Annotated in this window: 23 protein-coding genes and 2 pseudogenes; 11 read left to right on the top strand and 14 right to left on the bottom strand. The window is 60.0% G+C overall.

From position 1 onward, the window contains the following. Positions 1 to 411, top strand: a 411-nt coding sequence (locus VFN25_RS12725; RefSeq protein ID WP_325142468.1) for a rhomboid family intramembrane serine protease, incomplete at its 5' end; no start/stop codon positions are given. 21 nt (positions 412 to 432) lie between these two features. On the opposite strand, the gene VFN25_RS12720 is transcribed toward VFN25_RS12725, so the two are convergent. Then, complete coding sequence (locus VFN25_RS12720) at positions 433 to 906, bottom strand: Lrp/AsnC family transcriptional regulator (RefSeq protein WP_325142466.1); 474 nt, start codon at positions 904 to 906, stop codon at positions 433 to 435. A 137-nt stretch (positions 907 to 1043) separates the two neighbouring features. Between VFN25_RS12720 and phhA the strand changes: the two genes are divergently transcribed. Next, complete coding sequence (gene phhA, locus VFN25_RS12715; RefSeq protein WP_325142474.1) at positions 1044 to 1934, top strand: phenylalanine 4-monooxygenase; 891 nt, start codon at positions 1044 to 1046, stop codon at positions 1932 to 1934. Between the two features lie 176 nt (positions 1935 to 2110). Then, positions 2111 to 2812, top strand: a complete 702-nt coding sequence (locus VFN25_RS12710; RefSeq protein WP_325142464.1) for a hypothetical protein — start codon at positions 2111 to 2113, stop codon at positions 2810 to 2812. Between the two features lie 154 nt (positions 2813 to 2966). On the opposite strand, the gene VFN25_RS12705 is transcribed toward VFN25_RS12710, so the two are convergent. From VFN25_RS12705 to VFN25_RS12685, 5 genes are all read right to left on the bottom strand, one after another. Then, positions 2967 to 4748: a DUF885 domain-containing protein gene (locus VFN25_RS12705; protein ID WP_325142462.1), complete on the bottom strand. Its 1782-nt coding sequence runs from the start codon at positions 4746 to 4748 to the stop codon at positions 2967 to 2969. Positions 4749 to 4982: 234 nt separating this feature from the next. Continuing rightward, positions 4983 to 8045 carry a WD40/YVTN/BNR-like repeat-containing protein gene (locus tag VFN25_RS12700; RefSeq protein ID WP_325142460.1) on the bottom strand — a complete coding sequence of 1021 codons (3063 nt, stop codon included), beginning with the start codon at positions 8043 to 8045 and terminating at the stop codon, positions 4983 to 4985. Positions 8046 to 8147: 102 nt separating this feature from the next. Beyond that, the gene (locus tag VFN25_RS12695; RefSeq protein WP_325142458.1) at positions 8148 to 8399 is read right to left on the bottom strand and encodes a hypothetical protein; all 252 of its coding nucleotides are present in this window, start codon (positions 8397 to 8399) and stop codon (positions 8148 to 8150) included. A 199-nt stretch (positions 8400 to 8598) separates the two neighbouring features. Next, complete coding sequence (locus VFN25_RS12690; protein WP_325142456.1) at positions 8599 to 8742, bottom strand: hypothetical protein; 144 nt, start codon at positions 8740 to 8742, stop codon at positions 8599 to 8601. 35 nt (positions 8743 to 8777) lie between these two features. Beyond that, on the bottom strand, positions 8778 to 9788 hold the full coding sequence (locus tag VFN25_RS12685; protein ID WP_325142453.1) for a GlxA family transcriptional regulator: 1011 nt from the start codon (positions 9786 to 9788) through the stop codon (positions 8778 to 8780). Between the two features lie 144 nt (positions 9789 to 9932). On the opposite strand from VFN25_RS12685, the gene VFN25_RS12680 reads away from it, so the two are divergent. Then, on the top strand, positions 9933 to 10544 hold the full coding sequence (locus VFN25_RS12680; RefSeq protein WP_325142451.1) for a M15 family metallopeptidase: 612 nt from the start codon (positions 9933 to 9935) through the stop codon (positions 10542 to 10544). Between the two features lie 224 nt (positions 10545 to 10768). Continuing rightward, positions 10769 to 11059 (top strand): DUF6916 family protein, encoded by a 291-nt coding sequence (locus tag VFN25_RS12675; protein WP_325142449.1) that lies wholly within the window; start codon positions 10769 to 10771, stop codon positions 11057 to 11059. 137 nt (positions 11060 to 11196) lie between these two features. Here VFN25_RS12675 and VFN25_RS12670 read toward each other — a convergent pair whose 3' ends face one another. The 4 genes from VFN25_RS12670 to VFN25_RS12655 all read right to left on the bottom strand — a co-directional run bounded on the left by VFN25_RS12670 (position 11197) and on the right by VFN25_RS12655 (position 13581). Then, positions 11197 to 11808 carry an N-acetyltransferase gene (locus tag VFN25_RS12670; protein WP_325142447.1) on the bottom strand — a complete coding sequence of 204 codons (612 nt, stop codon included), beginning with the start codon at positions 11806 to 11808 and terminating at the stop codon, positions 11197 to 11199. A 3-nt stretch (positions 11809 to 11811) separates the two neighbouring features. After that, positions 11812 to 12351, bottom strand: coding sequence for a phage tail protein (locus VFN25_RS12665; protein ID WP_325142444.1), 540 nt, complete (start codon positions 12349 to 12351; stop codon positions 11812 to 11814). 63 nt (positions 12352 to 12414) lie between these two features. Next, positions 12415 to 12945: a phage tail protein gene (locus tag VFN25_RS12660; RefSeq protein WP_325142442.1), complete on the bottom strand. Its 531-nt coding sequence runs from the start codon at positions 12943 to 12945 to the stop codon at positions 12415 to 12417. A 90-nt stretch (positions 12946 to 13035) separates the two neighbouring features. Beyond that, positions 13036 to 13581, bottom strand: coding sequence for a phage tail protein (locus VFN25_RS12655; protein ID WP_325142440.1), 546 nt, complete (start codon positions 13579 to 13581; stop codon positions 13036 to 13038). A 268-nt stretch (positions 13582 to 13849) separates the two neighbouring features. Between VFN25_RS12655 and VFN25_RS16850 the strand changes: the two are divergent. The 4 genes and pseudogenes from VFN25_RS16850 to VFN25_RS12645 form a co-directional block, all read left to right on the top strand. Then, positions 13850 to 14488: pseudogene (locus VFN25_RS16850) on the top strand (Ig domain-containing protein); the annotation flags it as partial. Positions 14489 to 14524: 36 nt separating this feature from the next. Further along, a pseudogene (locus VFN25_RS16845) lies at positions 14525 to 16909 on the top strand (beta strand repeat-containing protein); the annotation flags it as partial. A 6-nt stretch (positions 16910 to 16915) separates the two neighbouring features. After that, the gene (locus VFN25_RS16840; RefSeq protein ID WP_414648951.1) at positions 16916 to 18118 is read left to right on the top strand and encodes a putative Ig domain-containing protein; all 1203 of its coding nucleotides are present in this window, start codon (positions 16916 to 16918) and stop codon (positions 18116 to 18118) included. Between the two features lie 31 nt (positions 18119 to 18149). Next, entirely contained in the window at positions 18150 to 18494 is a 345-nt protein-coding gene (locus VFN25_RS12645; RefSeq protein WP_325142436.1) for a hypothetical protein, read from the top strand. Positions 18495 to 18596: 102 nt separating this feature from the next. On the opposite strand, the gene yjjJ is transcribed toward VFN25_RS12645, so the two are convergent. The 4 genes from yjjJ to VFN25_RS12625 form a co-directional block, all read right to left on the bottom strand. Next, on the bottom strand, positions 18597 to 19976 hold the full coding sequence (gene yjjJ / locus VFN25_RS12640; protein WP_325142472.1) for a type II toxin-antitoxin system HipA family toxin YjjJ: 1380 nt from the start codon (positions 19974 to 19976) through the stop codon (positions 18597 to 18599). A 216-nt stretch (positions 19977 to 20192) separates the two neighbouring features. Next, positions 20193 to 23786 carry an indolepyruvate ferredoxin oxidoreductase family protein gene (locus VFN25_RS12635; RefSeq protein WP_325142434.1) on the bottom strand — a complete coding sequence of 1198 codons (3594 nt, stop codon included), beginning with the start codon at positions 23784 to 23786 and terminating at the stop codon, positions 20193 to 20195. Positions 23787 to 24034: 248 nt separating this feature from the next. Further along, positions 24035 to 24682, bottom strand: a complete 648-nt coding sequence (locus VFN25_RS12630) for a putative 2OG-Fe(II) oxygenase (protein WP_325142432.1) — start codon at positions 24680 to 24682, stop codon at positions 24035 to 24037. 155 nt (positions 24683 to 24837) lie between these two features. After that, the gene (locus tag VFN25_RS12625; protein WP_325142430.1) at positions 24838 to 25098 is read right to left on the bottom strand and encodes a sterol desaturase family protein; all 261 of its coding nucleotides are present in this window, start codon (positions 25096 to 25098) and stop codon (positions 24838 to 24840) included. A 300-nt stretch (positions 25099 to 25398) separates the two neighbouring features. On the opposite strand from VFN25_RS12625, the gene VFN25_RS12620 reads away from it, so the two are divergent. Together VFN25_RS12620 and VFN25_RS12615 are read left to right on the top strand one after the other, a co-directional pair. After that, positions 25399 to 25686 (top strand): ferritin-like domain-containing protein, encoded by a 288-nt coding sequence (locus tag VFN25_RS12620; protein ID WP_325142428.1) that lies wholly within the window; start codon positions 25399 to 25401, stop codon positions 25684 to 25686. Positions 25687 to 25696: 10 nt separating this feature from the next. After that, a complete protein-coding gene (locus VFN25_RS12615; RefSeq protein ID WP_325142426.1) occupies positions 25697 to 26113 on the top strand; it encodes a hypothetical protein in 417 nt (138 codons plus the stop codon). Position 26114: the final 1 nt, after the last annotated feature.

Raw genomic sequence — 26114 nt, 5'->3', positions numbered from 1 at the left:
GGCCTCATGTTCTTCCTGTTTCTGATCGGCCTGTTGCGTCGGGATCGTCTCGGCGTGGCCATCTCGATGGTGGTGTTCTTTTTCTACGGCGGCATGCTGCTGACCGTGCTGCCGCGTGAAGAGCATGTCTCTTTCGAATATCACCTGGCCGGTGCCGTGGTTGGCGCGCTGGCGGCGATTCTGTTTTTCCGCCTTGATCCAAAGCCCGTACGCAAACGCTATAGCTGGGAGGACGAGGAAGACGATGAACAGGCTGCATTCGATAGCGAGCTCGAACTGCCGCGTCCGCATGACGTGCCGGTACTGTGGCATCGTGATTCCGAATCGAGCGAATCGTCGCGCATCCTCAAGTTTCCGATCCGCATTGATGACGATGACGACGAGGATGGGACCCGACGCACCCTCCATTAAGCAGCGTTGCCCTAAGTCGCATCAGCTGACCGCAATCGGCAGTTCGCGGGTCTGCTTGACGGTGCGCAGGACGAAGCTCGAATTGACGTCGGCTACACCGCTTTCGTTGAGCAGCTTGTCGAGCAGAAATCGCGAGAAGTGTTCAAGATCGCTGACCACGATGTGCAGCAGATAGTCCATCTCGCCGGTCAACGCGTGGCAGGCAATCACCTCACTCCAGCTCTGCACGCTTTCTACGAAATGCTGTACGACCGCGCTGCCGTGCTTCTCCAGTTGCACGCGAACGAAAGCTTGAAGGCCGAGTCCGACCGCCATTGGGTCGACCAGGGCCGCGTAGCCGGCAATCACGCCATCGGCCTCGAGTTTCTGGATGCGGCGCAGACAGGCTGACGCCGAAAGACTCACCGATTCGGCAATTTCGGCATTGGTCGCGCGGCCATTGCCCTGAAGCAGGGCGAGGATGCGCAAATCGGTTCGGTCGAGGATGTTTGCCATGGTTTCGCTCGATTATTGCGTCGAGTAAATGATCAACGCAATAAATATGCGTCACTCACCGTGAATCAGGCAAGTTTGCAAACCTGTTGCGCAATGAACCGGCTAGCATGGAAGGTCGAATCGAACGGGTTGAAATCATGTCTGCAGAACCGCGCCGCGTCGAAAACAAGTTGACCGACAAGGGCTATGTACCGGTCTACACAACGACCATCGTCGATCAGCCCTGGGATAGCTATACCAAGGAAGATCACGCCACCTGGTCGACCTTGTTCAAGCGTCAGCGCGAGATTCTCAAGGGCCGCGCCTGCGCCGAATTCATCGAGAACCAGAAGCGCTTCGGCATGTCCGCTGATGAGATTCCGCGCTTCGAAGAACTCAACGAAGTGCTTGGCAAGACCACCGGCTGGAAACTGATCGGTGTCGAAGGCCTGCTGCCAGAGCTCGATTTCTTTGATCATCTGGCCAATCGGCGCTTTCCGGTCACCTGGTGGATCCGTCGCCCTGATCAAATCGACTACATTGCCGAACCCGACATGTTCCACGACCTGTTCGGTCATGTGCCGCTGCTGCTCAATCCGGTGTTTGCCGACTACATGGCCGCCTATGGTCGCGGCGGAGTCAAGGCGCACGGCATCAGCGCCGAAGCCCTGGTCAATCTGACCCGGCTCTACTGGTACACCGTTGAATTTGGCCTGATCCGGCAAAATGGCGAGTTGCGCATTTACGGTTCGGGCATCGTCTCTTCAAAAGGCGAGTCGATTCACTGTCTTGAATCGGCCGCGCCCAACCGTATCGGCTTCGATCTCGAGCGCATCATGCGTACCCGCTATCGCATTGATACCTTCCAGAAAACCTACTTCGTCATCGACAGCTTCGAGCAGTTGATGGATGCGACGCGCCCGGATTTCGTGCCGATCTACGAACGACTGGCAAATCAGGAATCGATTCCTGCCGGCAACGTGCTGGAATCAGATGCCGTGTTCAATCGCGGTACCGGCGAAGGCTGGGCTACCGATGCGGATGCCTGAGGCGTTCGCGATCGCTTGACCGGAGATTGCCCGGTTGCGTCAACACTGATGCCGCGTCGTTCCGGTTTGGCCAGCCAGTCAGTTGCTGGGGACCACCCGGATGATGGAATCCGGGGAGCGCCACCGGGCAGGTATCATTCCCTGCAAAGTCATCAATCCCGGCCGGCGAGGATTCAATGAAAACAGCGCTTTTCACTTTAGTGCTGAGCTTGGTACTCGCAGGCAATGCCAGCGCCGAGGTGGTCGAGCAATCGGCCGATCATTTCCTGCTCGGATTCACCGCACACGTCGAGGCACCGCCGGCAAAAGTCTATATCGCGATCAGTGAGGTTGCGCATTGGTGGAGTGCCGAGCACACCTGGTCGGGCAAGGCTGAAAATCTCAGTCTGAAAACCGAAGCCGGCGGTTGCTTCTGCGAACGCTGGGCCGAAGGCAGCGTCGAGCACGGTCGGGTCATCCTGGCCTTGAACGACCGGTTGCTGCGGCTTAATACGGCACTTGGTCCGCTGCAGGAAGTTGCCTTGAACGGCATCCTCACCTTCAAGCTTGATCCGAGCGACAACGATACAACGATGCTCGAAGTGAGCTATCGCGCCAACGGTTCAAGCATGAGCTATCTCGACCAGTTTGCGCCCGCCGTCGATGGCGTTCTTGCTGAGCAAATCGATCGGTTGTTGCGCTATATCGATACGGGCGATCCGCAAGCCGACGAAACGCCTGCAGAGTCAGAGCCTCCAAGCCGACGCGAGGCACGCGCAAAACTGATTGAGGAATGGTCGAAGCAAGCCGCTGCGGAGCAGAAGGGCGGCAAAAGTGCCAAACCGAAATCAAAAATGGCTCCGAAAGCCAGGAAGCCCGAGCCGCCAGCAAAGGAATGAGCGGCGCAGGACCCGTAGAAGCGCCTTCAGGCGAGATGCCTTGCACGGGAATGGGGAATGGCAAAAGCAACGTCAGAAGCATCGCGCCTGAAGATGCTCCAGCGGTTTCACGAAGCCATCAGCGCACGCAAGAGTGCGACGTTTATCGAAATAACTATTGCGTCGTCGCTCGTTTCTTTTCAGCCGCGGCCTTGCTCCCGGCAATAAATTGGTGAATCTGCTCATCGAGCACGTTCAGCGGTACTGAACCCTGGGCGAGTACGGCATCGTGGAAGGCACGGATGTCGAAATCGGCACCGAGGGCTTTCTCGGCTTCGGCGCGCAGAGCAACAATGCGGATCTCGCCGAGTTTGTAGCTGAGCGCTTGCGCGGGCCAGGAAATATAGCGATCAACCTCGGTAGTGACTTCATGTTCGCTGAGCGCGGTGTGGTCACGCAAATAGGCCAGCGCCTTGTCGCGGCTCCAGCCCTTGTGGTGCACGCCGGTATCGATGACCAGACGGCAGGCGCGCCACATCTCGTAGGTCAGGCGGCCGAAGTTCTCGTACGGCGTGGTGTAGATGCCCATCTCGATGCCGAGCTTCTCCGAATACAGTCCCCAGCCTTCGCCGTAGGCCGAGATATAGCTGTTTCTCCGGAATGCCGGTTGCGCCTTCTGTTCGTTGACCAGTGACATCTGGAACGAGTGTCCCGGTGCCGATTCGTGCAAGGTCAGTGCGGGCAGGTTGTACAGCGGTCGCGAGGGCAGGTCGTAGGTGTTGAGCCAATAGGTCGACGCGCCGCCGCGCCCCGCGGTCCAGAACGGCGCGATGTCGGCCGGTACCGGTTCGATACCGAAGCGTCCGCGTGGCAACAGGCCGAAAAAGCGCGAGAGTTTGGCGTCCACACGTTTTGCGATCCACGCCGCGCGCATCAGCAGTTCCTCCGGAGTCTTGGCATAGAACTGCGGATCGCTGCGCAAAAAGGCGAGGAATTCGGCGAAGCTTCCGTCGAACTTTGCTTCTTTCATCGTCGCCAGCATTTCCTTCTCGATGCGCGCGACTTCGTCGAGTCCAATTTGGTGGATCTGCTCGGCATTCAGATCGAGTGTGGTGTATTCGCGAATCTGCTGGCGATACCAGGCCTTGCCATTCGGCATCGATTCGGCGGCCAGCGATTTGCGTGCCTTGATCATGTACTCCTTGCGAAAGAATTCGAGCAGCTTGGCGTATGCCGGAATCACCTGCTCGCGGATCGCGGCGAGGCCTTCGGCGCGCAACTGCTGCTGGCGTTCGTCCGCCAAGCTCGCCGGAAGATCCTTGAGTGGCTTGTAAAACTCACTGTCGGTGGCGTTCTCAAGATCGGTAACGGCTGCGATCGAGGCATCACGACCCGGCAGCACCGCACGCGGCACGCTGAAGCCGCGCTTGAGACCGGCGCGCATGTTGACAATCTGCTCGTCGAAGTAGCGCGGCACATCTTTCAGTTTCGCGATGTAGTCTTCGGCATCCTCACTGCTGCGCAGCGGTTCGCGTGTCATGAAGCCGAGATTCGACCAGAACGAGGAATCCGAATTGAATGGCATCTCGTAGCTGCCAAAGCGGATGTCGGCAGCCATATTCTCGATCTGCGGCCGGTACACGGCGTAATTGATCTGTTCGGCAGCCGACAACTCGCTCTTCGTCAGGCCATCAAGCTGCTTCAAGACATCATTCCAGACCTTCAGGCGCTGCCTCTGGGTGGCTGCATCCACGTGCGGCAGATGATCAATGCGGGTGTGTTCGTCCTTGTCATCATCGATGCCTGGGAATTGCAGCTTGCGCCAGTTCCACTCCTGCTCGTAAATCGCCTTGAATTGCTGATCGGCCGAAGTGGCGACGGTTTGATCGGCATGGACCGAGCCGACATGTGCGAGGCAAAAAGCGAAGCCGAGCAGGCTGCCAGAAAAAAACTTCATGTTGAATTCCCGAATCGACAACAAGGCGCATCATCGCATTCCATGTCGAGTCTTCAAGTGTGCAATGGCACATGGGCCCAAAGGACCGCGCCCGATGCCCGTTGTGCCACTTGATCAGCGTTGCCCTCGCCCGCCACCGCTCGTCGCCCCTGCGCAGGCAGGGACCCAGTGCCTCTGACTTGATTTGATCCTTGGAGAATTCAGCGCACCCTCCCGCGATTGCGCACAGCCGAATCAATGCGCAGAGGTGTCGCTGCTGATGCGCTTCCATTCTTCGATGGTGGTGTCGACCAGTGCCGTGAGCTTTTCGTAGCCCATTCGGGAATCTGCAGACGGCATGGCATCGGCGCCATCCACTGCTGCGAGCAACTGGCCGAGCGCGCGCTCCAGCCAGGTCAGAGTTTGCGTGGATTTTGGCGGCACTGACCAGGCATTGAATGGATTCGGTGCAGGTGTGCTGCCGGTAATTGCATTGAGTCGGGTTTCGAAAGAATCCATCTTCATTCGGCTAGCCGCGTCGGCTGTCGAAGCACGCTTTTCTGCCAGTGATTTGCGAAGTGCGGAAGCCTCCTCGCTGGCATTGCTGATGCGCACCTGCAACGCTTCGATTTTGCGGGCGAGTTCGAAGCTGGCCTGATAGGCGCTGTCCGGCAGATCAATGCGCGGGTCGGCAACCACGTTGAAGGATTGCGTGTAGGTCATGCCATCAACCGTCAGTTCGGCGCTGTAACGACCGGGTGGGGCCCAGATGCCGTCGGCATACGGGTTTGAAACGTCGGTGGCCGAAGGATAGTGCAGCGACCAGATAAAACGATGCATGCCCTTCGCGGTTGCCAGCGGTGTTGCTTGCTCAACCCATTCCGGTGCCGATCCGATTCTGGAGAGGTCGATCGCATCTGGAATATCGGTGCTGTGCCACTGACGGATCGGATTGCCCCCGGCGTCCTTGATGACCAGCCGTACGGGTGCCTTTGCATCCACTGCAAGTCGATAATCGATGTAGGCACCACTCTTTGGATTCGCCGCCATTGGCTCGTCCTTTGGCAGCGGCGTGCCGGTGAATTCCGCTTCACGGTAGCGGATTGCCGTGGCCGGTTCGAACAGTCGCGTGGTCGATGCCGTTGATGTATCGAGCTGACGCAGGGCGCTGATATTGTCGAGGATCCAGATGCCGCGACCGTGGGTGCCGATGACCAGGTCATCTCCGTGCACGTCGATATCGCGCACCGAGGTGCGCGGCAAGTTCTTCTGCAGGGTCTGCCAGTGGTCGCCGTCGTCGAACGAGATGTACATGCCGAGTTCGGTCGCCGCATAGAGCAAGCCCTTGCGCTTCGGATCCTCGCGCACCGCATTGACGAAATCGCCCTCGCGAATGCCGTTGACGATCAGTTGCCAGTTCTTGCCGCCATCGCGAGTGCGATAGATGTAGGGCTTGCGATCGTCGAGGCGATGACGATCGATCGCGACGTAAGCACCGTCAGCATTGAAATGCGAAGGCTCGATGATGCCGACCTTCGACCACGCAGTGAGCGCCTTCGGAGTGACATTGTTCCAATGTTCTCCAGCATTGTCGGTGCGCCAGATCAGGCCGTCATCGGTGCCGGCCCAGATGCGCTGATCCTTGAGTGGCGATGAGGCAATCGCATAGACGACACCACGACGCGGCCCGTTGCCGAGGTTGTTGGCCGCGGTCACCTTGTCGAGATTGGCCGGAACGGCTGGATTCTCCCGGGTCAGGTCGGGACTGATCGCCTGCCAGTGTTCGCCGCCATCGCGGGTCCGCCAGATCTTCTGATTGCCGTAATAGAGCGTGCCCGGATCGCGTGCGTCGAAAGCCAGCGGCAGGGTCCAGGTGTTGCGATAGAGATCCGGTTCGGCCAGGGTCGGATCGATCGAGCGGGTCTGTTCGGTGCGCAGGTCCAGCTTGTCGACGCGGCCGCCGTAGATGATGTCGGGGTCGCGCGGATCGGGTGCGATCATCCCCGATTCGCCACCGGCAGTGACCTCGCGAAACTGCATCATGGTGATGCCGTTGCGCGAGTTGCCGCGACTCGGCAAGGCGATCGCGCCGGAATCCTGTTGTGCGCCGTAGATGCGATAGGGAAAGCGGTCGTCGGTGATGATGTGATACATCTGCGCAGTCGGCTGGTTGTGCCAGCTTGACCAGGTCTCGCCGCCATTGACGCTGACAATGGCACCCTGGTCGACGGCGAGAATGCGCCGCTGCGGAGCGCTCGGATCGATCCACAAATCGTGGAAATCATCACCGGTGTTATCGCCCTTGAGCGGAATGAACGTGCTGCCACCATCGTCGGAGCGCAGCACGATGGTATTCAACACGTAGACGCGATCGGCATTGGTCGGATCAATCGTGATGCGGCCGAAATACCAGCCACGATTCCATATCCGGTTGTCGCTGCTGGTGCGCTTCCAGTGGACCCCTGCATCATCGGATCGATAAAGGCCGCCGGCGTCACCATCGACGATTGCATACACGCGATTCGGCATGTTCGGCGCGACCGAAACACCGATGCGACCAAGCTTGCCTTCGGGGAACCCATTGCCGCGGATCGGCTGCCACGAATCGCCGCCATCGACCGATTTGTACAGGCCCGAGCCGGGGCCACTGGCCGGCGGGTAGACATTCCACGGCGTACGCCGGGCCTGCCACATCGCCGCATAGATGATGTTCGGATTGCCCGGCTCGAAAGCGAGATCGATCGCACCGGTAGCATCGTCATTGCCGAGAATCCTGCTCCAGTGGGTACCGCCATCGGTGGAGCGAAACACGCCGCGCTGCTCGTTCGGTCCGTAGGCGTGGCCGAGCGCGGCAACGTAGACGCGGTTCGCGTCGACGGGATCAATGATGATGCGACCGATCTGCTGCGAATCCTCGAGGCCGATCTTGTGCCAGCTCTTTCCGGCATCGAGCGACTTGTACATGCCATCGCCCTGGGCGATATCCGAGCGCATGTCGGCTTCACCGCTACCGACATAGATCACGTTCGGATCAGACGGGGCGATTGCCAGCGCGCCGATCGAGCCGATCGGCTGGTCATCGAAGATCGGCTGCCAGGTACGACCGGCATCCCTGGATTCCCAGACGCCGCCATTGACCGAGCCAAAATAGAAATGCTGCGGCTGTCCCGGCACGCCAGCGGCGGCGAGAACGCGGCCACCACGGAACGGGCCGACCAGGCGCCAGTCGAGATGATCGAAAGAGCCAGGATCCACCTGGGCATTGACCGTGGCGCTCGATGCGACCAGCGCGACGATGACAACAAGGCGTCCGAACATGGCGATCCCCTGACCCAATGGAACGCCGATTGTAGCGGCTAGAGTTCGAAACTCGGGGAGGCAGAAGTCATGTGCGGCGAGCCTGGCGGGGTGGCTACTGACTCAGGCGCGCTTCGCGTTGTTTTGCTGCATGCGGAAGCGCTGCAAGGAGTCACGCAGAGCGTCGCTGCGGTCACGCATCAACTTCAGCTTCGCGCGCGCGGTGATGATGCGCACCTTGAATGCTTCGCTCTGATCGAGTTCGCCGGGAATTCGGACAGCGTCGGATCCCGATGTCGAGGAGGCCACAGGTTTGTGCTGCTTGAACTGGCGCAGTGCGCTATCGAATTCATTGGCGTCGAATTTAAGCGACATGGGTGGATCCTCGGCTGGGCGGATACTCTGTTCGACGGCAACGGAGCTGGCTGCTGCGCCGCCCGTGCTGTCGCAGCTCCGCTTTTCCTGCGCCAACGGAATGTTCGTTATCGCAGGATTGCGCGGGGCAGGTGGCCAATGTGCCGAATAAGCGACAGCAAATATGTGACCGTCGACACGAGATCGGATTCTGAGTCGTTCAATAGAGATGCACGACCTTGAGGACAAGCCGGAACGGCTGCCCGGGCGGTGCTTCTGCCGCCTGCAGACTCATGCGCCAGTGACCTCCGCGTTCGGCCTTGTACTGCCAGGCGAGTTGCATCGGGTCCGGCAGCGGCAGCACGCTGAGCGCCGGATCGGCCTTTGCGTACTTCCTGATCAGGGCGAGCAGGTCCTCAGAAGAAAGGGACGCACTGACCGTGTATTCGGTCTCCCAGTATGTCCTGTCGCCCACCGAGGATATTTCGTCGAAATCGGTTCCTTCGGGGAAGGCAATTTCCGGTGATGGCATGCGCATGAACCGGTCGCGGTAGCGATTCGATCGATGGAAAGCGGGCCGGAAACAAGCAGGGTGCAGGCGCGTTCCAGGCGCAGGCGCTCGACATGATCGGCTGGTGTGGTGCCGAACGCATCGGCAAACACGCGGCGAAAATTGCGCGGACTCATGGCGACACGTTCGGCGAGTCGGTCGATACCGAGATCCTCATGCAGATGCTCGAGCAGCCAGTCGATCATTTCGCCCATGCGGCCTTCGCCGCGCGTCTGCGCGTCGAGCGGCGCCGAAAACTGCGCTTGATTGCCTGGCCGCTTGATGTACATGACCAACTCGCGGGCAACGGCCAGGGCAGCATGGGCGCTGAGGTCTTCCTCGACCAGGGCGAGGGCCAGATCGATGCCCGCGGTCAGGCCGCCCGAGGAATAGTATTTTCCATCACGCACGAATAGCTGATCAGCATCCATGTGCATGCCGGGATAGCGTTTGTGCAGGTCGCTGGCGTAGCGCCAGTGCGTGGTCACCCTGCGTCCCTGGACCAGGCCGGTGGCGGCCAGAATGTAGAGCCCCGTGCAAATCGAAACAATTCGACGTGTCTCGACTGCGCGCACGCGGATCCAGCCGAGCAGGCGCGGGTCGGTTTCCAGTTGCCGACCGCCCGAACCGCCTGCAATCAGCAGCGTGTCGAGCGGCGGTGCGCTGTCGATCGATGTATCCGGAACCAAGATCAACCCGTTTTCACAACGAACCGGCTCTTTGCCGAGGCTGATCACAAGCAACTGATAGGGTTTGCGCTCGTCTCGACTGAGCGTGTTGGCAGCGGCGAATACATCTATCGGCCCTATGACATCGAGGGCCTGGACGTCGTCGTAGATGAGCAAGCCGATGGTTGGCAAGAGGCATGTCCCGAAAACCCTGACGGTACCGCAAACCCGGAGGCGCTGCCTATGGGAGCACGAATGGCAGAAGTTGCAACATGGTTGTTGTCCATTCCAGCGCGAGCGCATACTTCAATTCGATCGAATTCACGGAGAGAAATCATGCGGATCGAAGAGATGGTGCGAGCGGTACAGGCCAGGCTTGGAATTGATGTCGATGGACGTGCCGGTCCGCAAACATGGAGTGCGATCTACAAGCGCATCGTCGACCGCACATCGCCGTCCGATCTTGCCTTGACTGAAACGGGTGATCGAGCGAACCAGCGCAGCGAAAAAGTAATCGCCAACCTGCATCCACGCATACAACCCTATGCGCGAGCGCTCTATTTCAAGGCCCGCGAACACGATCTCGTGGTCAACATCATCAGTGGGCTTCGCACCTATGCCGAACAGGACGCCCTCTATGCGCAGGGCCGGACGCGCCCGGGCAACGTCGTCACCAACGCGCGCGGTGGCTATTCCAGCCATAACTTCGGCATCGCTTTCGATGTCGGCTTGTTTGAACGCAATCAGTATCTCGGCGAGTCGCCGATGTACAAGGCAGTCGGCGCGCTGGGCGAGACGCTCGGTCTGGAGTGGGGTGGCAACTGGCGCACGCTGGTCGACCAGCCGCATTTCCAGTTGCGACCCGGATGGGCTTCAGAACTCACGGAACGGCAGATGCTTGCCGGATTGCGCCAGCGGGTAGTGGCGGGAATCGGTGTCTTTGCATGACTGGAGCGGGCGTCGGCCCGGAACGGGCGGAGAGATTCGCATGTCTGGATCCGCCGTCAGTCTCGAACGACTTGTTGAGCTCTGCGCGGCAGATCCGCGAACAAACCTCGACAGGCTTTCAGGTCTTGTGAAAGCTGCTTGTAGCGGCGACGATGGCAGGAATTCGCGAATGCATTCTGCTTTCGCTCCACCATTGGAATCATCGATATGAGGATGTCGCGCGCGTGGACCTTCTGACGCTGGAACATTTTTCCGGGTGCGTGAACGAAACCTTTCGCGCCGAAATCAACGGCGGCGAGATCGAGTTCGTTCTGGTTGAAGCGCGGCCGATACAAGCTCCTGCGGCGAACCTGATGCGGGCCCCGTTTTCGCTGCTGTTTCGCAATACCTCATCGTTCCTGTTCCCGCAGCAGACCTATCCTATGCACCACAGCCGGGTCGGCGATGTCGGCATTTTCCTGGTACCCATAGCGCGGGAGCGCGATGGCTTTTTATACCAGGCGATATTCAACTAAGAGGTAAAGCGCAATCGAACGCATTGTATGTTCTGGTTCGTGTTCGGATTGCTGAAACACGCATTGGCAAGTTGCGGGGATTCGTTGCAACGAGTCTCTCGTGTTTCACGCGCCGAGTAGACTGCGCCAAACTTGGGTCATTCGCCCACGTGGAGCGTTGAAGCAGCCCCCTCCTGATCCGACAACGGCTTGGCTGGCCAGCGCATCTGCATATGACTTCCGTTGTTCTCGACACTGACAAAGCCAAGTCGCAGGTAAAGCTGCTGCGCGCCTCGGTTGCTGCAATGTACGTGCAGCAGCATGTCGCGATTCAGTGCAGCGGCGTCGATCTGGCATTGGCGTATCAGCGCACTGCCAATGCCTTGCCCTCGCATTGATGGGGCCAGGCAGATGTCGATCAGCAAGTGGCTGCGTGCCTTGCTTTGCAGATACAGACGCCCGGCCGGGCCGCGCCCGCGTTGTTCGATCGCAAAAAAACCTGCGTCCGGATAATGGCTCAGAAAATGTTGATGTTGGGCCGCGAACTGCTGATCGAGGAACGCACGCTTGGCTTCGTCAGGCCATGCCAGCACCGCCATCTCTTCCTGCCGAGAACTGGCGTAGAGGTCGCGCAACCACGGCAGATCGGCGGCATGAAGTGGGCGTAGCGTGCAACCCGGTACCGCACGCTGGAATCTGGTCGTCAGTGCTTGATTCGTCGCTGCGGGAAATGGCCGGAGCGACGAATCATCGATTGACGGATGTGTCATCGCTCAGGGAAACGTCGGGTAAACACCCTGCAGAGCAATGCAGAAATTGACGGCGAGGTAAGGCTGCTGGTTGGCATGCGGAGCATTGGGCGAGGCATTCGGGCCGATCATCTGCGGTGCGAGTTTGGCATTGACCGGCACCGCCTTGAAAGGACGATCAGCCGAATTGTTCAGAGTGGAAAAGCTGCTATTGACAGCAGGCGCACCGCTCTTGAGCGCGGCGTCCGGTTGCGAATAGGCGACCAGAGCATGGCTGTGAGCGGGTATCTGGCTACTTGTCAGGGTGACTTCATTGTTGCCGAAGGTCTGGCCAATCTGGCGGGTACTCAATCCAGGGCCGGCACCTTGTCGACAAGCTGCCCGCCCGTTCAGGTTGGGCAACTGGAACGAGGTTTGACCATTGCCCCCATAAATGGTGCCCAGCAGTGAAAAGAGCGACGTATTTTGCGATATCGGAAGCAAGGCGCCATCGCAGAACGCCCAGTTGCGAGGATTGAAACTGAATCCGAAGATCTGGATTTCGCCGACGAAGGGTGAGCTCACTTTGCGTTCCTCGAAAGATGCAGTACCGACCCTGGAATCACCAGGTTGCTGAACCGTTGACGGTCAATTGCGCGGTGGATAAATGCCGAAAACCGCAATGCAGTACTGCATGGCCAGTGTCGGCATCGTGTTTTCGTGTGGCAGCGAACCACCGGTGGGATCGGTCGACTGCGCTGACATCGGGATGGTCGTGGCGCCGGCAAGATCCGAGGCATAAAACACGTCGCCACTGACTGCGCCTGGTAACAAGGTGTTGCTCGGTGACACAGACGTTGCCGCTGCCGATGTGGCTTGTACCGGGTGGGAATGCGCCGCCATCTGTGGTGCCGTCAGGGTGACCGTCTCCGAGCCGGCTTGTTTCCCGATTGGATAACTGCCGAGTCCGGGACCCTGACCTTGATGCAAAGGGATACGACCACGCAAATCAGGCAGTGCGAATGTGGTCTGTCCATTCCCGCCATAGGTCGTGCCGAGCAGGGAAAACAGGGCGTCGTATTGCGAGATCGCAAGCAAGGAGCCGTCGCAGGCAAGCCATCCGCTTGGCGCTCGACTGAATCCGAATATGCGGATTTCACCGACAAAAGGTTCGCTCATGAGCTGCAGGCTCCGCTATTGGGTGCGTTGGGCGCTGGATTCGTTGGAATTCGCGACGGATTGCGAAATGGTACATGCATGGACAGCCTCTCAGTTCCGTGAAGGGAAGATGCCGGTCAACGCGATGCAAAAATTGATCGTCAGGTACGGCTGCATGTTCGGGTGCGCCTGACTGCTTCCCGCAGCCGCCAGCGACTGCCCGCTCATTGGCACCAGGTCACCACTCGCCGGGGCATACAGGGCAGCAGGCGTTGTCCGGCTGACATTCGTGGCAAAAACCCGGTTGGAAGGATTACGGCTGTCGCCGTCGCCACTGGCCGCGTTCATCTCATGAGTGTGTGAAGGAAGATTGCTTTGCAATAGCGTGACGGTCTCTGTCCCGCCCGACTGCCCGATTTGCACGGCGGGTGGCTGCCAGCCGCTATCCGCCGAACTCGCGTAGCCAACGGGGGTTCGAGAACGCAAGTCGGGCAGGGCGAAATTGGTTATTCCGTTGCCGCCGTATTGAGTTCCGAGCAGGGAAAAAAGCGCCTGATTCTGGTTAATCGGCAGCTGTTGGCCGTTGCACAGGGCGAAATTCCTTGGTGCGAAATCGAACCCAGTCATCAAAACCTGGCCGATAAAGACCTCACTCATGAAACTCTCTCCTCTGGGTGTTGACGACGGTCATTCTGATGCTCTGAGCGACCACTTTGCACTTCTGCCAACACGGAAACAAGAGCCGATGTGAATTGCGTTTTCCAGAATGAGACGCTTCCCCTTGACGGAAGATGCTGATTAAATGCGCGCTGGACTCGCAGCATCAGGTTGAACAGGCGAGGTGAACCGTCTGTTCGATCAAGGGATTGCGAAACGTCGACCAGAATCAGGTCTGGGACACGCCGACTATCAGGGGAACACAAAAATGCTGCGTTTGATGAATCCATTGATCCATGCACGCGGGCGCGGCGGTGTGCTGCATCTTGTGCTCGGCCTGTTTCTATGTGTCCTCTCGTCAACAGCCTTCGCGCAAGTCTCGCCTTTCTGCCCGACGCAAAGCTTGACGGTCAGCAGCGGCGGCAGCGTGGTTTCGATGGACTTGGCCACTTGCGATGGACCATCGAATATCGGAATGGCCTTGCCATTCGATCCGGCTCGGGACCCTGCGCACGGCAACATTACCCTCGGAGCCCAGTCTGGATCGGGTACGCAGTTCGTCACCTACGTAAACAACGGCGATTCGGCACCCAGTGATTCATTCGGGCTAGAGGATGAGAATGGCGATATTCTCACTTTCAACGTTACGATTTCCCCTCCAACGTCGGCAATCGTCGTATCGCCAGCCAGCCTGCCTGCCCTGAGTGCAGGAACGCCGGTCAACCAGACACTGACATCGAGCGGTGGCGTCGCGCCCTACGTCTATACCCTGCAGGGTGGCATGTTGCCGGTCGGCCTGAGTCTCTCCAGTGGCGGCGTACTGTCCGGCAGGCCGACTCAACGCGGCGGCTACAGCTTTGTGGTGCGATCGACCGACAACATCGGCCAGTTCGTCGACAAGGGCTATACCGGCACGGTGCAGAACCCGAGTCTGACGCTCGTTCCGGCCAGCGCGACCGCTATCCAGGGCATCGCCTTCTCGCAGGTGCTCTCCACCACCGGTGGTGTCGCCCCGCACAGTTATCTACTGGAAACCGGCACCTTTCCGGCCGGCATCAGTATCTCCAGCGCCGGCGTGGTCAGCGGCACCACCGCTGCCGCACCGGGCAATTACCCGGTCACCCTGCGCGTCACCGATTCCAGCACTGGTCCGGGCAGCTATTTCGAACTCGAGCCCTTCACGCTCACCGTCAGCCCGCCACCGTTCGTATCGATCGCCGTCGCCCCAGCCAGTGTGTCCGAAGATGGTGCGACCAATCTGATCTTCACCGTGACCCGCAGCCTGAATATATCGTCACCGACGCTGGTCAACATCACCACCGGCGGTACCGCGACATCGGGTGTTGACTACACGGGCGGCATTGCCACGGTCAGTATCCCGGGCGGCGCGACGACGGCAACGGTCACGATCAACCCGACCGCCGACACGACCGTTGAGGCTGATGAAACCGTCATCCTCAGCGTCGCTGCAGGCGCCGGCTACTCCGTCGGCAGTCCTGCCAGCGCCACCGGCACCATTCTCAATGACGATCTTCCGACTGCTTCGATTGCGGTCGCGCCGGCCGCCGTGGCCGAGGACGGTGCAGCCAACCTGGTTTACACCGTTACGCTTGACCAGGCAGCATTCAGCGCAACCTCGGTGAATTTCACGGCCGGCGGAACCGCCACGCCGGGCGTCGACTATGCGGCCGTGACCTCGCCGCTGGTCATTCCGGCCGGTAGCACCACAGGCACGATCACGGTCAATCCGACGGCCGATGCAGTCATCGAAGCCGATGAGACGGTGATCATTGCTCTCACCGCGGGTTCCGGCTACAGCGTCGGAGTGCCCACCAGCGCCACCGGCACGATCCTCAACGACGATTTGCCGAACCTCATCATCAACGACGTGGCGGCGAACGAAGGTAATGCAGGCACGACCAATTTCACCTTCACCGTAAGCTTGAGTGCACCGGCCGGGCCCGGTGGCGTGAGCTTCGACATCGCCACCGCGAATGGCACAGCCACTGCCGGCATCGACTATGTCGCCAACAGCCTGACCGGCCAGACCATCCCGGCCGGCAACAGTACCTATACCTTTACCGTGCTGGTCAACGGCGACACCTTGAACGAGCCGAACGAGACATTCTTCGCCAATGTCATCAATGTGTCCGGTGCGGTCGTCGTCGATGGCCAGGGAGTTGGCACAATCGTCAATGACGATCCATTGCCGAGTTTGTCGATCAACGATGTCACGGTTGTCGAAGGCAACGCCGGCGTCGTGAATGCAAATTTCACCGTCACCCTGAGTGCGCCGAGCGGACAGGCCGTCACGGTCAATTACGCCACGGCTGATGGCACCGCGACCGCTCCGGGCGACTACACGAGCGACAGCGGCGCAGTCATTTTCTCGCCAGGGACGACGACGCGGTCAATTTCGGTTTTCGTCAATGGCGATACCGTTCCCGAAGCGAACGAAACCTTTTTCGTCAATCTGAGTGGTGCCAGCAACGCCACGATTGGCGACAATCAGGGCGTCGGCACAATCACCAATGATGATGTGCCGGTCACGATCAGCCCGACCACTCTGCCAAACGGTGGCGTGGCCGTGGCCTACAGCCAGACGCTATCAGCCAGCGGTGGACTCGCGCCTTATGCGTTCTCGGTAAGCGCGGGGGCATTGCCGCCGGGATTGGCACTTTCAGCGGCGGGCGTACTAAGCGGAACGCCGACCGCCGGCGGCACTTTCAATTTCACCGTCACGGCAACCGATTCGAGTCCAACGCCAGGTCCGTTCGCCGGCGATCAGGCATATTCGATCATCATTGCCCCGGCGGTGGTCACGCTACCTCCAGCCTCATTGCCGAATGCGACACTCGGTGCTGCGTTTACGGCCAGCGTCGGACCCGCGACCGGCGGTACCGCGCCTTACAGCTATGCGTTCATGTCCGGCGCGTTGCCTGGCGGATTGAACCTCTCGGCTCTGGGCCAGATCAGCGGGACGCCGAACGCACTGGGTACATTCAACTTCTCGGTGACGGCAACCGACAGTAGCGCCGGATCGGGACCTTACAGCGCCACGCAGGCCTATTCGATCACAGTGGTCGACCAGCCTCCTGTTGCCAACCCGGTTTCGGTTTCGGTGGCCTACGACAGCGCCACCAATCCAGTCGCCCTCAACATCACGGGCGGCACGCCAATCTCGGTCGCGGTCGCCACGGCCGCCACACACGGCACGGCATCCGCCAGCGGCACGTCGATCACCTATCAGCCGAACAGTGGATTCGCCGGCAGCGACAGCTTCACCTATACGGCGACCAATTCCGGTGGCACATCCGCAGCCGCGACCGTCACGGTGACGGTCAGCGACCCGGTCATTACGGTCACGCCCAGTGGCGGATTCGCCGCGACCGTGGGCGTCGCCTACACGCAGACCTTTACCTGGTCGGGCGGCGCTTCGCCGTACAGTGGTTATCAGGTCACCAATCTGCCAGCCGGTTTGTCGATCACCGCAACCAGCGCAGACAGCGCGACGATTTCCGGTACGCCGACGGCTGCCGGCAGTTTCTCGCTCAATGCATCGGCAACCGACAGCAGCACAGGCATTGGCCCGTTCACGGCAGGCCAGACATTTGCCCTGACCGTTGCCGGACCCACGTTGACGATGACTCCGGCGGCGACGACGTTCAATGCCGTCTATGTCACACCGTTCTCGCAGGCATTCACGGCTTCGGGTGGTGTTGGCCCTTACACCTATGCGCTGACCGGATCGGTGGCTGCCGGCGTAAGCCTCGCGGGCGATACGCTCTCGGGCAGCCCGACTGCACCGGGAACATTCAACTTCACCATCACGGCGACCGACACCGGATCCACCGGCACCGGGTCGCCATTCACGGTGGCTGTCGACTACGTCCTTGACGTTTCGGCGCCGACAATCGTGATCGATCCGGCCAGCCTCCCCGATGGCGTGACCAGCGTCGCCTACAACGCAACGATCAGTGCTACCGGCGGCGTGGCTCCGTACACGTTTGCTGTCGCAGCGGGGAGCCTGCCGGGTGGCCTGAGCCTCGCAACGGACGGAACGCTTTCGGGTATCCCGACCGGGCCGGGGACGTTCAACTTTGATGTCGAGGCCTCGGATGCCAATGGCCAGACTGGAACTCGCAGTTATGCGCTCGTGGTCCAGGTGCCACCATTGACCTTCGTATCGACGCCATTGGCGGATGGCACGGTGGCCTTCGGCTATTCGCAGATGCTGACGGCAAGCGATGGCTTGCCGCCATACCAGTTCGCGGTGACGGCCGGCGCGCTGCCGCCAGGCCTGAATCTCGATCCAACCGGCCTGATTTCCGGCGTTCCTGCCAGTCGCGGCGTTTACACATTCACAGTTACCGTCACCGACAGCAATACGCCGTCGGCCAGTGTCAGTGCGGATTTCACGATCCGGATTGATCCGGAAGCCGTGGACCTTCCCACTTTGAGCAACTTGTCACTGCTGCTCCTGCTGACCCTGATCGGGCTGATTGGTGTCACGCAGTTGCGTCGCCAGCGAATCTGAGCTGTTCCCGTCATTCATCGAGGCCAACAACATGCAACGACGTCGATTCATCATGGCTGCTTGCGCACTGGCGGCGACCAGTGCGTTACCGGTGATTTCCAAAGCAGCGAGTAGGACATCTCGACAATCGGCTGATTTCGGCTTCCGTGTCGGCGATCGCTTACGTTGCGATCAGGGCACGCTGCTCGAGGTCAGTGGCGTGTCGAGCACCCGAAACGATGCGATTTGCCAGCAATACGGTATCGAATTTCGCCACCTTGAAGGTCCGAAACTCGAAGAAGGCACCTATCGCATGCAAGGGTCGGCGGCTGCCACCGAGCTGTTTCTGCAGCCATCCGCTGAAGGTGCCCGCGCGGTTCTCAGTCGCCTGATCTGATCAGCGTTGCCTTGACGCATTGGCGCAGCCGTTTGGGTGTGGAGCCAATTTTCAGAGGCTGCGACAAGATGCGCCGCGTTCTGCCGGATTCCGGCAGTCGGTTCAGGGCCTCAGGTGGCGCACGGCGCGCTCCAGAGTCGCGTTCGCATCTTTGGCGATAGCCTGGAATTGATCCGGGATGCGTGGCTCGTCGGCAATTCGCTGCCAGAATTGACGAGCCATGGGTGCTGCTTCGAGCCAGTCGGCCCTTTGTTCGGGTGCAGGCAGGGCAATCTCATAACGGCGCTCGACAATCTCGCCGCTGTTGGCCGGTCGAAAGCGCATCGGCAGCATGTCGTAGACCGGAGCGAGTTCGAGCGGTCGACTGTCTGCGAGATATAGTCCGACGTTGCCGAGATGCATGTCCGAGTTGCCGATGAGCAGGCCGAACCAGCTGATCACGCGCAACCGATGTGCGTCAGCGTCATCGATCCAGCCGTCGCGCGCGAGTCGGGGCGCGAGTCGCCACCAGTCGATCGTGCCGGTTGCGTAGAAAGCTGCATCGAGTGCCGCGAGGCTCACGAAACCCCGCCGGCCCAGCGAAGGTGTGCGATCAAAACGGGTCGATTGCAGAAATACGCGACCTTCTGCTTCGATAATTTCGTTGCGCGCAGCGGGTAACCCGGATTCAAGCAGCACTTCGCTGGCGTGATGCTCGCAGATCAGGAGATCGGCCCAGCGACGTCCTGCCCGCGATTGCGTGCTTTCACTGAACTTGACGATGACCGGTTTGCTTTCATCGCCACACTGCAAGGTCACCGCAAACTTGGTCCGTTCGCCACCGGCCGCAGAGCCGACATGCTCGCCTCGCAACGCGGCATCGGCCAATTGCGGATATCGGTTCGAACGCTGATCCTCGGCAATACGGTCGGCTGGCGTGATGATTCCGCTCAAGGCCTTGTGCAGCGAAGCTTCGCCGAGAACCAGATCACCAGGCGCATCATCGCCGTGACGGAGCAAGGCAAGCACGATGTCATCGGCGGACCAGAGCTTGAGGTCTTCCGTGGCACCGATTTCGCTGGCAACGCGGCGCGCAAAACTGCGGCCGAGAAATCCCTGCGGACGTTGATCATCAAGAAACCACGGCAGGCCCGGGAAAAGTCCGGATGCGAATTCACCGTGCACGAGAGCAGGGCGTGAACTGTTCGGCTCGAAAAAGAACGTATCACCATGTAGTGCGTGGAGCTCGCCCAGGGTGTGCGGTTTGGCGTCGGCATCGATCCGGTACAGCGGCCAATGGCTGCCTGCGCGCGCAATCTCGCGGGCCAGCGCATAGCGTGTCGCGCGTGCCCGTCCGATGCGCACGATGTGCGGGCCTGCCTCGGAAATCAGGCGGGAAACGGTGGGTTGACTGATGCCGAGTTCATCCGCGATCACGCCTGCTGCTTGCGGGCCGCGTGTTCGCAGCAGGGATGCCAGTCGCTCCAGTCGGTCATCACTCATGGCCCAGACTGAATAGATATTTGAATAGATAGTCAAGCATCTATTCATCCGGGAAAGTGAGTAGTTGGATTCTCGCGCCCTCGATGAGGAGTCACATAACTCAATATAAACAACAAGTTATGATTCTTCTCACAACGAATTACGCGAGATGGCCGCTTGGGCCATCAAAGTGCGTGTGGGTTGCCCTGAATAGGTAAAACGGCCTATTCCGGGTGTCTATGCCGCGCTGCGGCCAAGCAATGGATTGCGCCATGCATGGAGCAGATCGTCCTGACGCTTCATCGCCTCGGCGTGGAAACGCTCCTTGATGTGACCGTAGCCGCGGATGTGTTCGGGCACCGAGGCAATGTCGACCGCGAGCGCATGATTCTCGCCATCGAGTCCGGCCAGCAGTTCGTCGACTTGCTTGAAGTAGTCGACGATCAACTGACGCTCCATCTTGCGCTCGGCGGTGTAGCCGAAGATATCCAGCGCGCCGCCGCGCAGACCCTTGAGCTTGGCCAGCACGCGGAACGCCTTGAACACCCAGGGGCCGTATTCGGACTTGCGCAGATGACCGTCGGCATCCTTTTTCGCCAGCAGCGGCGGAGCGAGATGGAAGTGGATCTTGTAATCGCCTTCAAAGGTTTCGCGGATCTTCTTTTCGAAATCGCCGCTGGTGTAGAGGCGCGCGACTTCGTACTCATCCTTGTAGGCCATCAGTTTGAACGCGTAGCGGGCGACGGCTTGGGTCAGGCTGGTGAACGCGGGCGTCTTCTGTTGTTCGACGCCGCGCACCTTGTCGACCAGAGCCTTGTACTTCGCCGCGTAGTCGGCGTTCTGGTAGCCGGTGAGGAATTCGACGCGACGTGCGATCTGTTCGTCGAGCGATGTGCTGAGGGTCAGATCGTCGAGTGCTTCGGCACCCTGCGGCGTGGAAATTGCATCGTCCTTTTGCGCGAGCTTGGCCGGATGCATCGGCACGTTGAGAGGTATCGCGCCGGACGGCAGCTTGGCGGCACCGACGCCGGCGGCCTTGCGCACGACCGCGACATCATGCGCACCCATGCGACCCCAGTTGAACGCGGTCTTGTTCATTTCGATCGCCGCGCCATTGAGTTCGATCGCGCGCATCAGCGACTCATGGCTGACCGGCACCCAGCCCTTCTGCCAGGCGTAGCCGAGCATGAACAGATTGGCTGCAATGGTGTCGCCGAGCAGGGCGGTACCGAGCTGGGTGGCGTCGATCAATTCGGGTTCGTCGCCTTCGAGTGCGGTGCGCACGGCATCGATGATCTTCTGCGCCGGGAACTGCAGGTCCGGCTTCATCGTGAACGTGCCCGGCATCGCCTCGTAGGTATTGAGGACAACATTCGAGCGCCTGGCGCGAATCTTCGACAGTGCCCAGTAATCGTTGACCACGACCATGTCGCAACCGAGCACGAGATCCGCTTCACCGGCGGCAATGCGCACGGCGTGAATGTCAGTCGGATCCTTGGCAATACGCAGATGGCAGGTGACCGCGCCGCCCTTCTGGGCCAGACCGGTCTGATCGAGCACGGTGCTGCCCTTGCCCTCAAGATGCGCGGCCATGCCGATCAGTGCGCCAATGGTGACCACGCCGGTACCACCGATGCCGGTGACGAGGATATTCCACGGACGCTCGAAGTCCGCGGCAAATGTCGGCATCGGCAGGCTGCCGAAATCGACTTCACCCGACGCGGCCTTTTTGGTCTTTTTCAGGCCACCGCCGTGGACGGTGACGAAGCTCGGGCAGAAGCCCTTCACGCAGGAGTAATCCTTGTTGCAACCGGATTGATCGATCTCGCGCTTGCGTCCGTATTCGGTCGCCTTCGGCAGTACCGACACGCAAAAGGATTTTTCGCCGCAATCACCGCAACCTTCGCAGGCCAGGGTGTTGATAAACACGCGCTTCTTCGGATCTTCGAGCTTGCCGCGCTTGCGCCGACGACGCTTCTCGGTGGCGCAGGTCTGGTCATAGATCAGTACAGAGGTGCCGGGGATCTCGCGCATGCGCTTCTGCAAGGCATCCAGTTCGTCGCGATGAACGAACTCGACGCCGGCCGGGAAGATTTCCGGGCGCGACCATTTCTCGATGTCATCGGAGACGACGACAATCGCCTGCACGCCTTCGGCACGCATCTGATGGGCGATGTCGGGCACGGTCAGGGTGCCGTCGACCGGCTGGCCGCCGGTCATCGCGACCGCGTCGTTGTAGAGGATCTTGTAGGTGATGTTGACCTTGGCCGCGATTGCCTGGCGGATCGCCAGTGAACCGGAGTGGAAATAGGTGCCGTCGCCGAGGTTCTGGAAAATATGTTTCGTTTCAGTGAAAGGAGCCTGACCGCACCAGGTCGCGCCTTCGCCACCCATGTGCGAGAACGTGTCGGTGCTGCGGTCCATCCAGGTGACCATGTAGTGGCAACCGATGCCGCCGTGCGCACGCGAGCCTTCCGGCACCGCGGTCGAGGTGTTGTGCGGGCAACCCGAACAGTAGTGCGCGGCACGCGGGAAATTCGCCCGCGGCAGGGTCAGTTCCTGCTCCTTGGCCTGGATCCAGGCCACGCGCGAGCGGATCGCCTCGCTGGAGAAAAAGCGCGACAGGCGCTTGGCGATGACCAGCGCGATCATCGCCGGGGTCAGTTCGTTGGTCGAGGGCAGCACCCAGTTGCCTTCCTCGTCGTACTTGCCGACCACGCTCGGACGCGTTGTCCAGTTGTACATGTATTCCTTCATCTGCGATTCGATGAAGGAACGCTTTTCCTCGACCACGATGACATCTTCGAGGCCATCGGCGAATTCGCGGATGCCGATCGGTTCGAGCGGCCAGGTCATGCCGATCTTGTACACGCGGATGCCGATCTCGCGCGCGTCCTTCGCGTCGATGCCGAGGTATTCAAGCGCCTGCAGCACATCGAGGTAGCTCTTGCCGGTGGTGACGATGCCGAGACGTGCCTTTGGCGAATCGAGCACGATGCGGTCGATGCGATTGACGCGCGCAAATGCCGTCGCCGCCTGCACGGCGTACTGGTGCAGGCGCATTTCCTGATTCAGCGGCGGATCCGGCCAGCGGATATTCAAGCCGCCTTCGGGCAGGATGAAATCCTCGGGCATGAGGATGTCGAGCTGGTGCGGATTGACGTTGACCGAGGCCGAGGATTCGACCGTTTCGGCAATGGTCTTGAAGCCGACCCAGCGCCCGGTGAAGCGCGACATGGCCCAGCCGAGCATGCCCATGTCGAGAATGTCCTGGACCCCGGCCGGATTCAGGATCGGCATCATCGCCGATACGAATTCGAGCTCCGAACCGTGCGGCAGGGTCGAGGAGCGACAGGCATGGTCATCTGCGGCCAGGGCGAGAACGCCACCAAACTTCGAGGTGCCGGCGGCGTTGCCGTGCTTGAACACGTCGCCGCAGCGATCAACACCGGGACCCTTGCCGTACCACATCGAAAACACGCCGTCGTACTTGGCGCCTTCGAACAGATTGGTCTGCTGGGTACCCCAGACCATGGTCGCGCCAAGGTCTTCGTTGAGACCCGGGATGAACTCGATATTGGAAGATTTCAGGTGCTGCTTGGCCTTCCACAGCTCAAGGTCGAAACCGCCCAGCGGCGAGCCGCGATAGCCGGATATGAAGCCCGCCGTATTCAGGTTGGCGGCGCGATCGCGCATCTGCTGCATCAGCGGCAGGCGCACCAGGGCCTGCACACCGGAAAGGTAGATGCGGCCTTCGCGGCGCGTGTATTTATGATCGAGTGTGTACTCGGTATCGATGGCTGGCGAAAGCGCGCTGGCGGGGACGGACATGCGATGAACCTCAATGGCGGCAAACGGCGCGCCAGAACGTGGCCGGCAGGGATTCCGGCAAACCCGGGATTTTAGCAGGCAGCGCCCTTGCAAAGGGAGTCGGGAGTGGGGAGTCGGGAACGGGATCAAGCCAGAAACGGGGATTTGGGAGTGGGGAGTCGGGAATGGGGTCAAGCAAAAGCGACTTCCCGCTACCCTGTAGGAGCCGCTTCAGGGGCGAGGCCTTTCGGTATTCGGCACAACTAGCCTCAACCCAGGCTCATCGAGCAATTGAACGCGACCGAGATGCGCTCGCCTTCGCCGTAGAAAGGCAGCACCTGGTGCAATAGCCACGATGGGAACAGAACGAGTTGGCCAGGTTGCAGCGACAGGCCGAAGTTCTGGATGCCGAAGGGTTCCTTGAAGCGCTCGTTGCCGGCATCGAGATACATGGATTGGCCGATATGCGGGTGGATGAAGTTGAGCAGGCCGCTGTCGGGCTGATTGGCGTCATTCTGGCCGGCACTTACGCAATAGACACCGGACCAGCTCGCCAGCGGATGGTTGTGTACGCCGAAGAAACCACCGCGACGAGTGACGTGAAACCAGGCGTCGGTCTTGATATCAAGGCGCGCGAGTTGATTGACATCGTAGCCATTCAGCTCGCCGGCGATACGGGCGACTCGCGACAGGCAGAATTCGCGCAGTTCGACAATCTCGCGCTCGGGCCAGGAAAACAGCTGGAAATGACTTTCGAAGACCTGTTCGTTGCGCAGCGTGATCGGGCCAGGATTGGCGTGGCGTCGCCCTTCACTCTCGCGCGCAAGGAACAATGTGCGCAATGCGGCATTCAGGCGCGCAGCATCGGGATGGTGATCGTGTCCGAACGGAACCGGGAACAAGCCGTTGATTTGCATCGTCCGCGCCATCTTCTGGGATGAGAATGCAACTCTACCCGCAAGCATCGGCCTATGCCGACCCCCTCGATACCTTCTGCCGCAGTCCAGGGCACGCAGACAGGTGCCGTGACGATTGCGCCACTTGTTCAGCGTTGCCTTAACCCTGGTCGGCCTCAGGGATCCGCTCGGGCCCGGAACGGAAACATCTGCTGGGCGACGAAGCCATCCGGCATGTAATCACCGACCACGCCATACTGATTCGGCAACTTGCGATCAGCCTTGACCGCCGTGCCAAACAGATAGTCGATGAATGCGAAGTGTGCGGCGTAGTTGCGATCGATGGCTTCGTCATCGGAGGCGTGGTGCCAGTGGTGGAAATCTGGCGTCACGATCAAATACTCAAGGCAACGCTGATCAAGTGGCCCAACCGTCATGGCATTCAGAAGGTTCGCCGGTCGTGCTGCGTGGCGAAGTGAAGGCTGGTTGCCTTGACGAGCCGCGCGGTGCGGCTGGCGGACCTTCTGGATGCCACCTGTTTGAACAAAAACAATCGGTTAGGCGACACCTGTCTGCGCGCAGCTCCTTGTTGCGCTGGCTTGAAGCACGGCCAGTGCATCTGCGCCAGCGCGCCGCGATCTGCACGCAGACAGGCGTCGTGACGATTGCGCCACTTGATCAGCGTTGCCTTAAGGTAACAGTCGCGAAACCTTCACCCCTCCAAAGGAGAAACACCCATGTCCAGCGTCGGCTACCACGAACCTTTTGAAACCCTGTCGCAGGAAACCCGCGACATGCACCGGGCCATCGTCTCGTTGATGGAAGAGCTTGAAGCCGTCGACTGGTACAACCAGCGCTGCGATGCCTGTGGTGATGAAACCCTGAAGAAAATCCTTGAGCACAACCGCGATGAGGAGAAAGAGCATGCATCGATGCTGCTCGAATGGATTCGTCGACGTGATCCCACATTCTCGAAAGAGTTGAAGGATTATTTGTTCACCGACAAGCCGCTGACCCACGATTGAATCGACACGCATGAACACGCAACGAACCCGCCGTGATGTCTGGATCATGGCGATCTCCATCCTCGCCATCGCCTTCGGTCTGCTTACGGTCAAGGAAGGCGGCACAGTGTTGTTCGGTGGCGATGCAGCGCGTGCTGCCGCCGGTCACTACGTGCCGTTTGTACTCTGGTTCAACTTCCTCGCCGGCTTCGCCTATGTTGTCGCCGGCGCAGGTCTCTGGTGGCGGCAACGCTGGGCGGCACGCCTGGCTATCGCCATTTGCGCAGCGACCTTGCTGATATTTTCCATTTTCCTCTTTCACATCGGATCGGGTGGCAGCTGGGAGCAACGCACCTTGTTTGCAATGATTTTGCGCAGCGGGGTTTGGCTGACCATCGCCGGCATCGCTAGCCATTGCATTTTGCGAAGTCAGGCTCTTGCAAACTAGC

Source organism: Dokdonella sp., assembly GCF_035703485.1.
GTDB lineage: Bacteria > Pseudomonadota > Gammaproteobacteria > Xanthomonadales > Rhodanobacteraceae > Dokdonella.
This window is presented reverse-complemented; position numbering and strand designations above follow the sequence as displayed.

Bases quoted from the DNA above. Each gene is read 5' to 3' on its own strand.
- VFN25_RS12695 (WP_325142458.1), bottom strand. From the start codon at position 8,399: ATGTCGCTTAAATTCGACGCCAATGAATTCGATAGCGCACTGCGCCAG.
- VFN25_RS12720 (WP_325142466.1), bottom strand. From the start codon at position 906: ATGGCAAACATCCTCGACCGAACCGATTTGCGCATCCTCGCCCTGCTT.
- VFN25_RS12660 (WP_325142442.1), bottom strand. From the start codon at position 12,945: ATGAGCGAACCTTTTGTCGGTGAAATCCGCATATTCGGATTCAGTCGA.
- VFN25_RS12615 (WP_325142426.1), top strand. From the start codon at position 25,697: ATGAACACGCAACGAACCCGCCGTGATGTCTGGATCATGGCGATCTCC.
- VFN25_RS12655 (WP_325142440.1), bottom strand. From the start codon at position 13,581: ATGAGTGAGGTCTTTATCGGCCAGGTTTTGATGACTGGGTTCGATTTC.
- yjjJ (WP_325142472.1), bottom strand. From the start codon at position 19,976: ATGAGTGATGACCGACTGGAGCGACTGGCATCCCTGCTGCGAACACGC.
- phhA (WP_325142474.1), top strand. From the start codon at position 1,044: ATGTCTGCAGAACCGCGCCGCGTCGAAAACAAGTTGACCGACAAGGGC.
- VFN25_RS12680 (WP_325142451.1), top strand. From the start codon at position 9,933: ATGCGGATCGAAGAGATGGTGCGAGCGGTACAGGCCAGGCTTGGAATT.
- VFN25_RS12705 (WP_325142462.1), bottom strand. From the start codon at position 4,748: ATGAAGTTTTTTTCTGGCAGCCTGCTCGGCTTCGCTTTTTGCCTCGCA.
- VFN25_RS12670 (WP_325142447.1), bottom strand. From the start codon at position 11,808: ATGACACATCCGTCAATCGATGATTCGTCGCTCCGGCCATTTCCCGCA.
- VFN25_RS12635 (WP_325142434.1), bottom strand. From the start codon at position 23,786: ATGTCCGTCCCCGCCAGCGCGCTTTCGCCAGCCATCGATACCGAGTAC.
- VFN25_RS12710 (WP_325142464.1), top strand. From the start codon at position 2,111: ATGAAAACAGCGCTTTTCACTTTAGTGCTGAGCTTGGTACTCGCAGGC.
- VFN25_RS12700 (WP_325142460.1), bottom strand. From the start codon at position 8,045: ATGTTCGGACGCCTTGTTGTCATCGTCGCGCTGGTCGCATCGAGCGCC.
- VFN25_RS12630 (WP_325142432.1), bottom strand. From the start codon at position 24,682: ATGCAAATCAACGGCTTGTTCCCGGTTCCGTTCGGACACGATCACCAT.
- VFN25_RS12625 (WP_325142430.1), bottom strand. From the start codon at position 25,098: ATGACGGTTGGGCCACTTGATCAGCGTTGCCTTGAGTATTTGATCGTG.
- VFN25_RS12620 (WP_325142428.1), top strand. From the start codon at position 25,399: ATGTCCAGCGTCGGCTACCACGAACCTTTTGAAACCCTGTCGCAGGAA.
- VFN25_RS12645 (WP_325142436.1), top strand. From the start codon at position 18,150: ATGCAACGACGTCGATTCATCATGGCTGCTTGCGCACTGGCGGCGACC.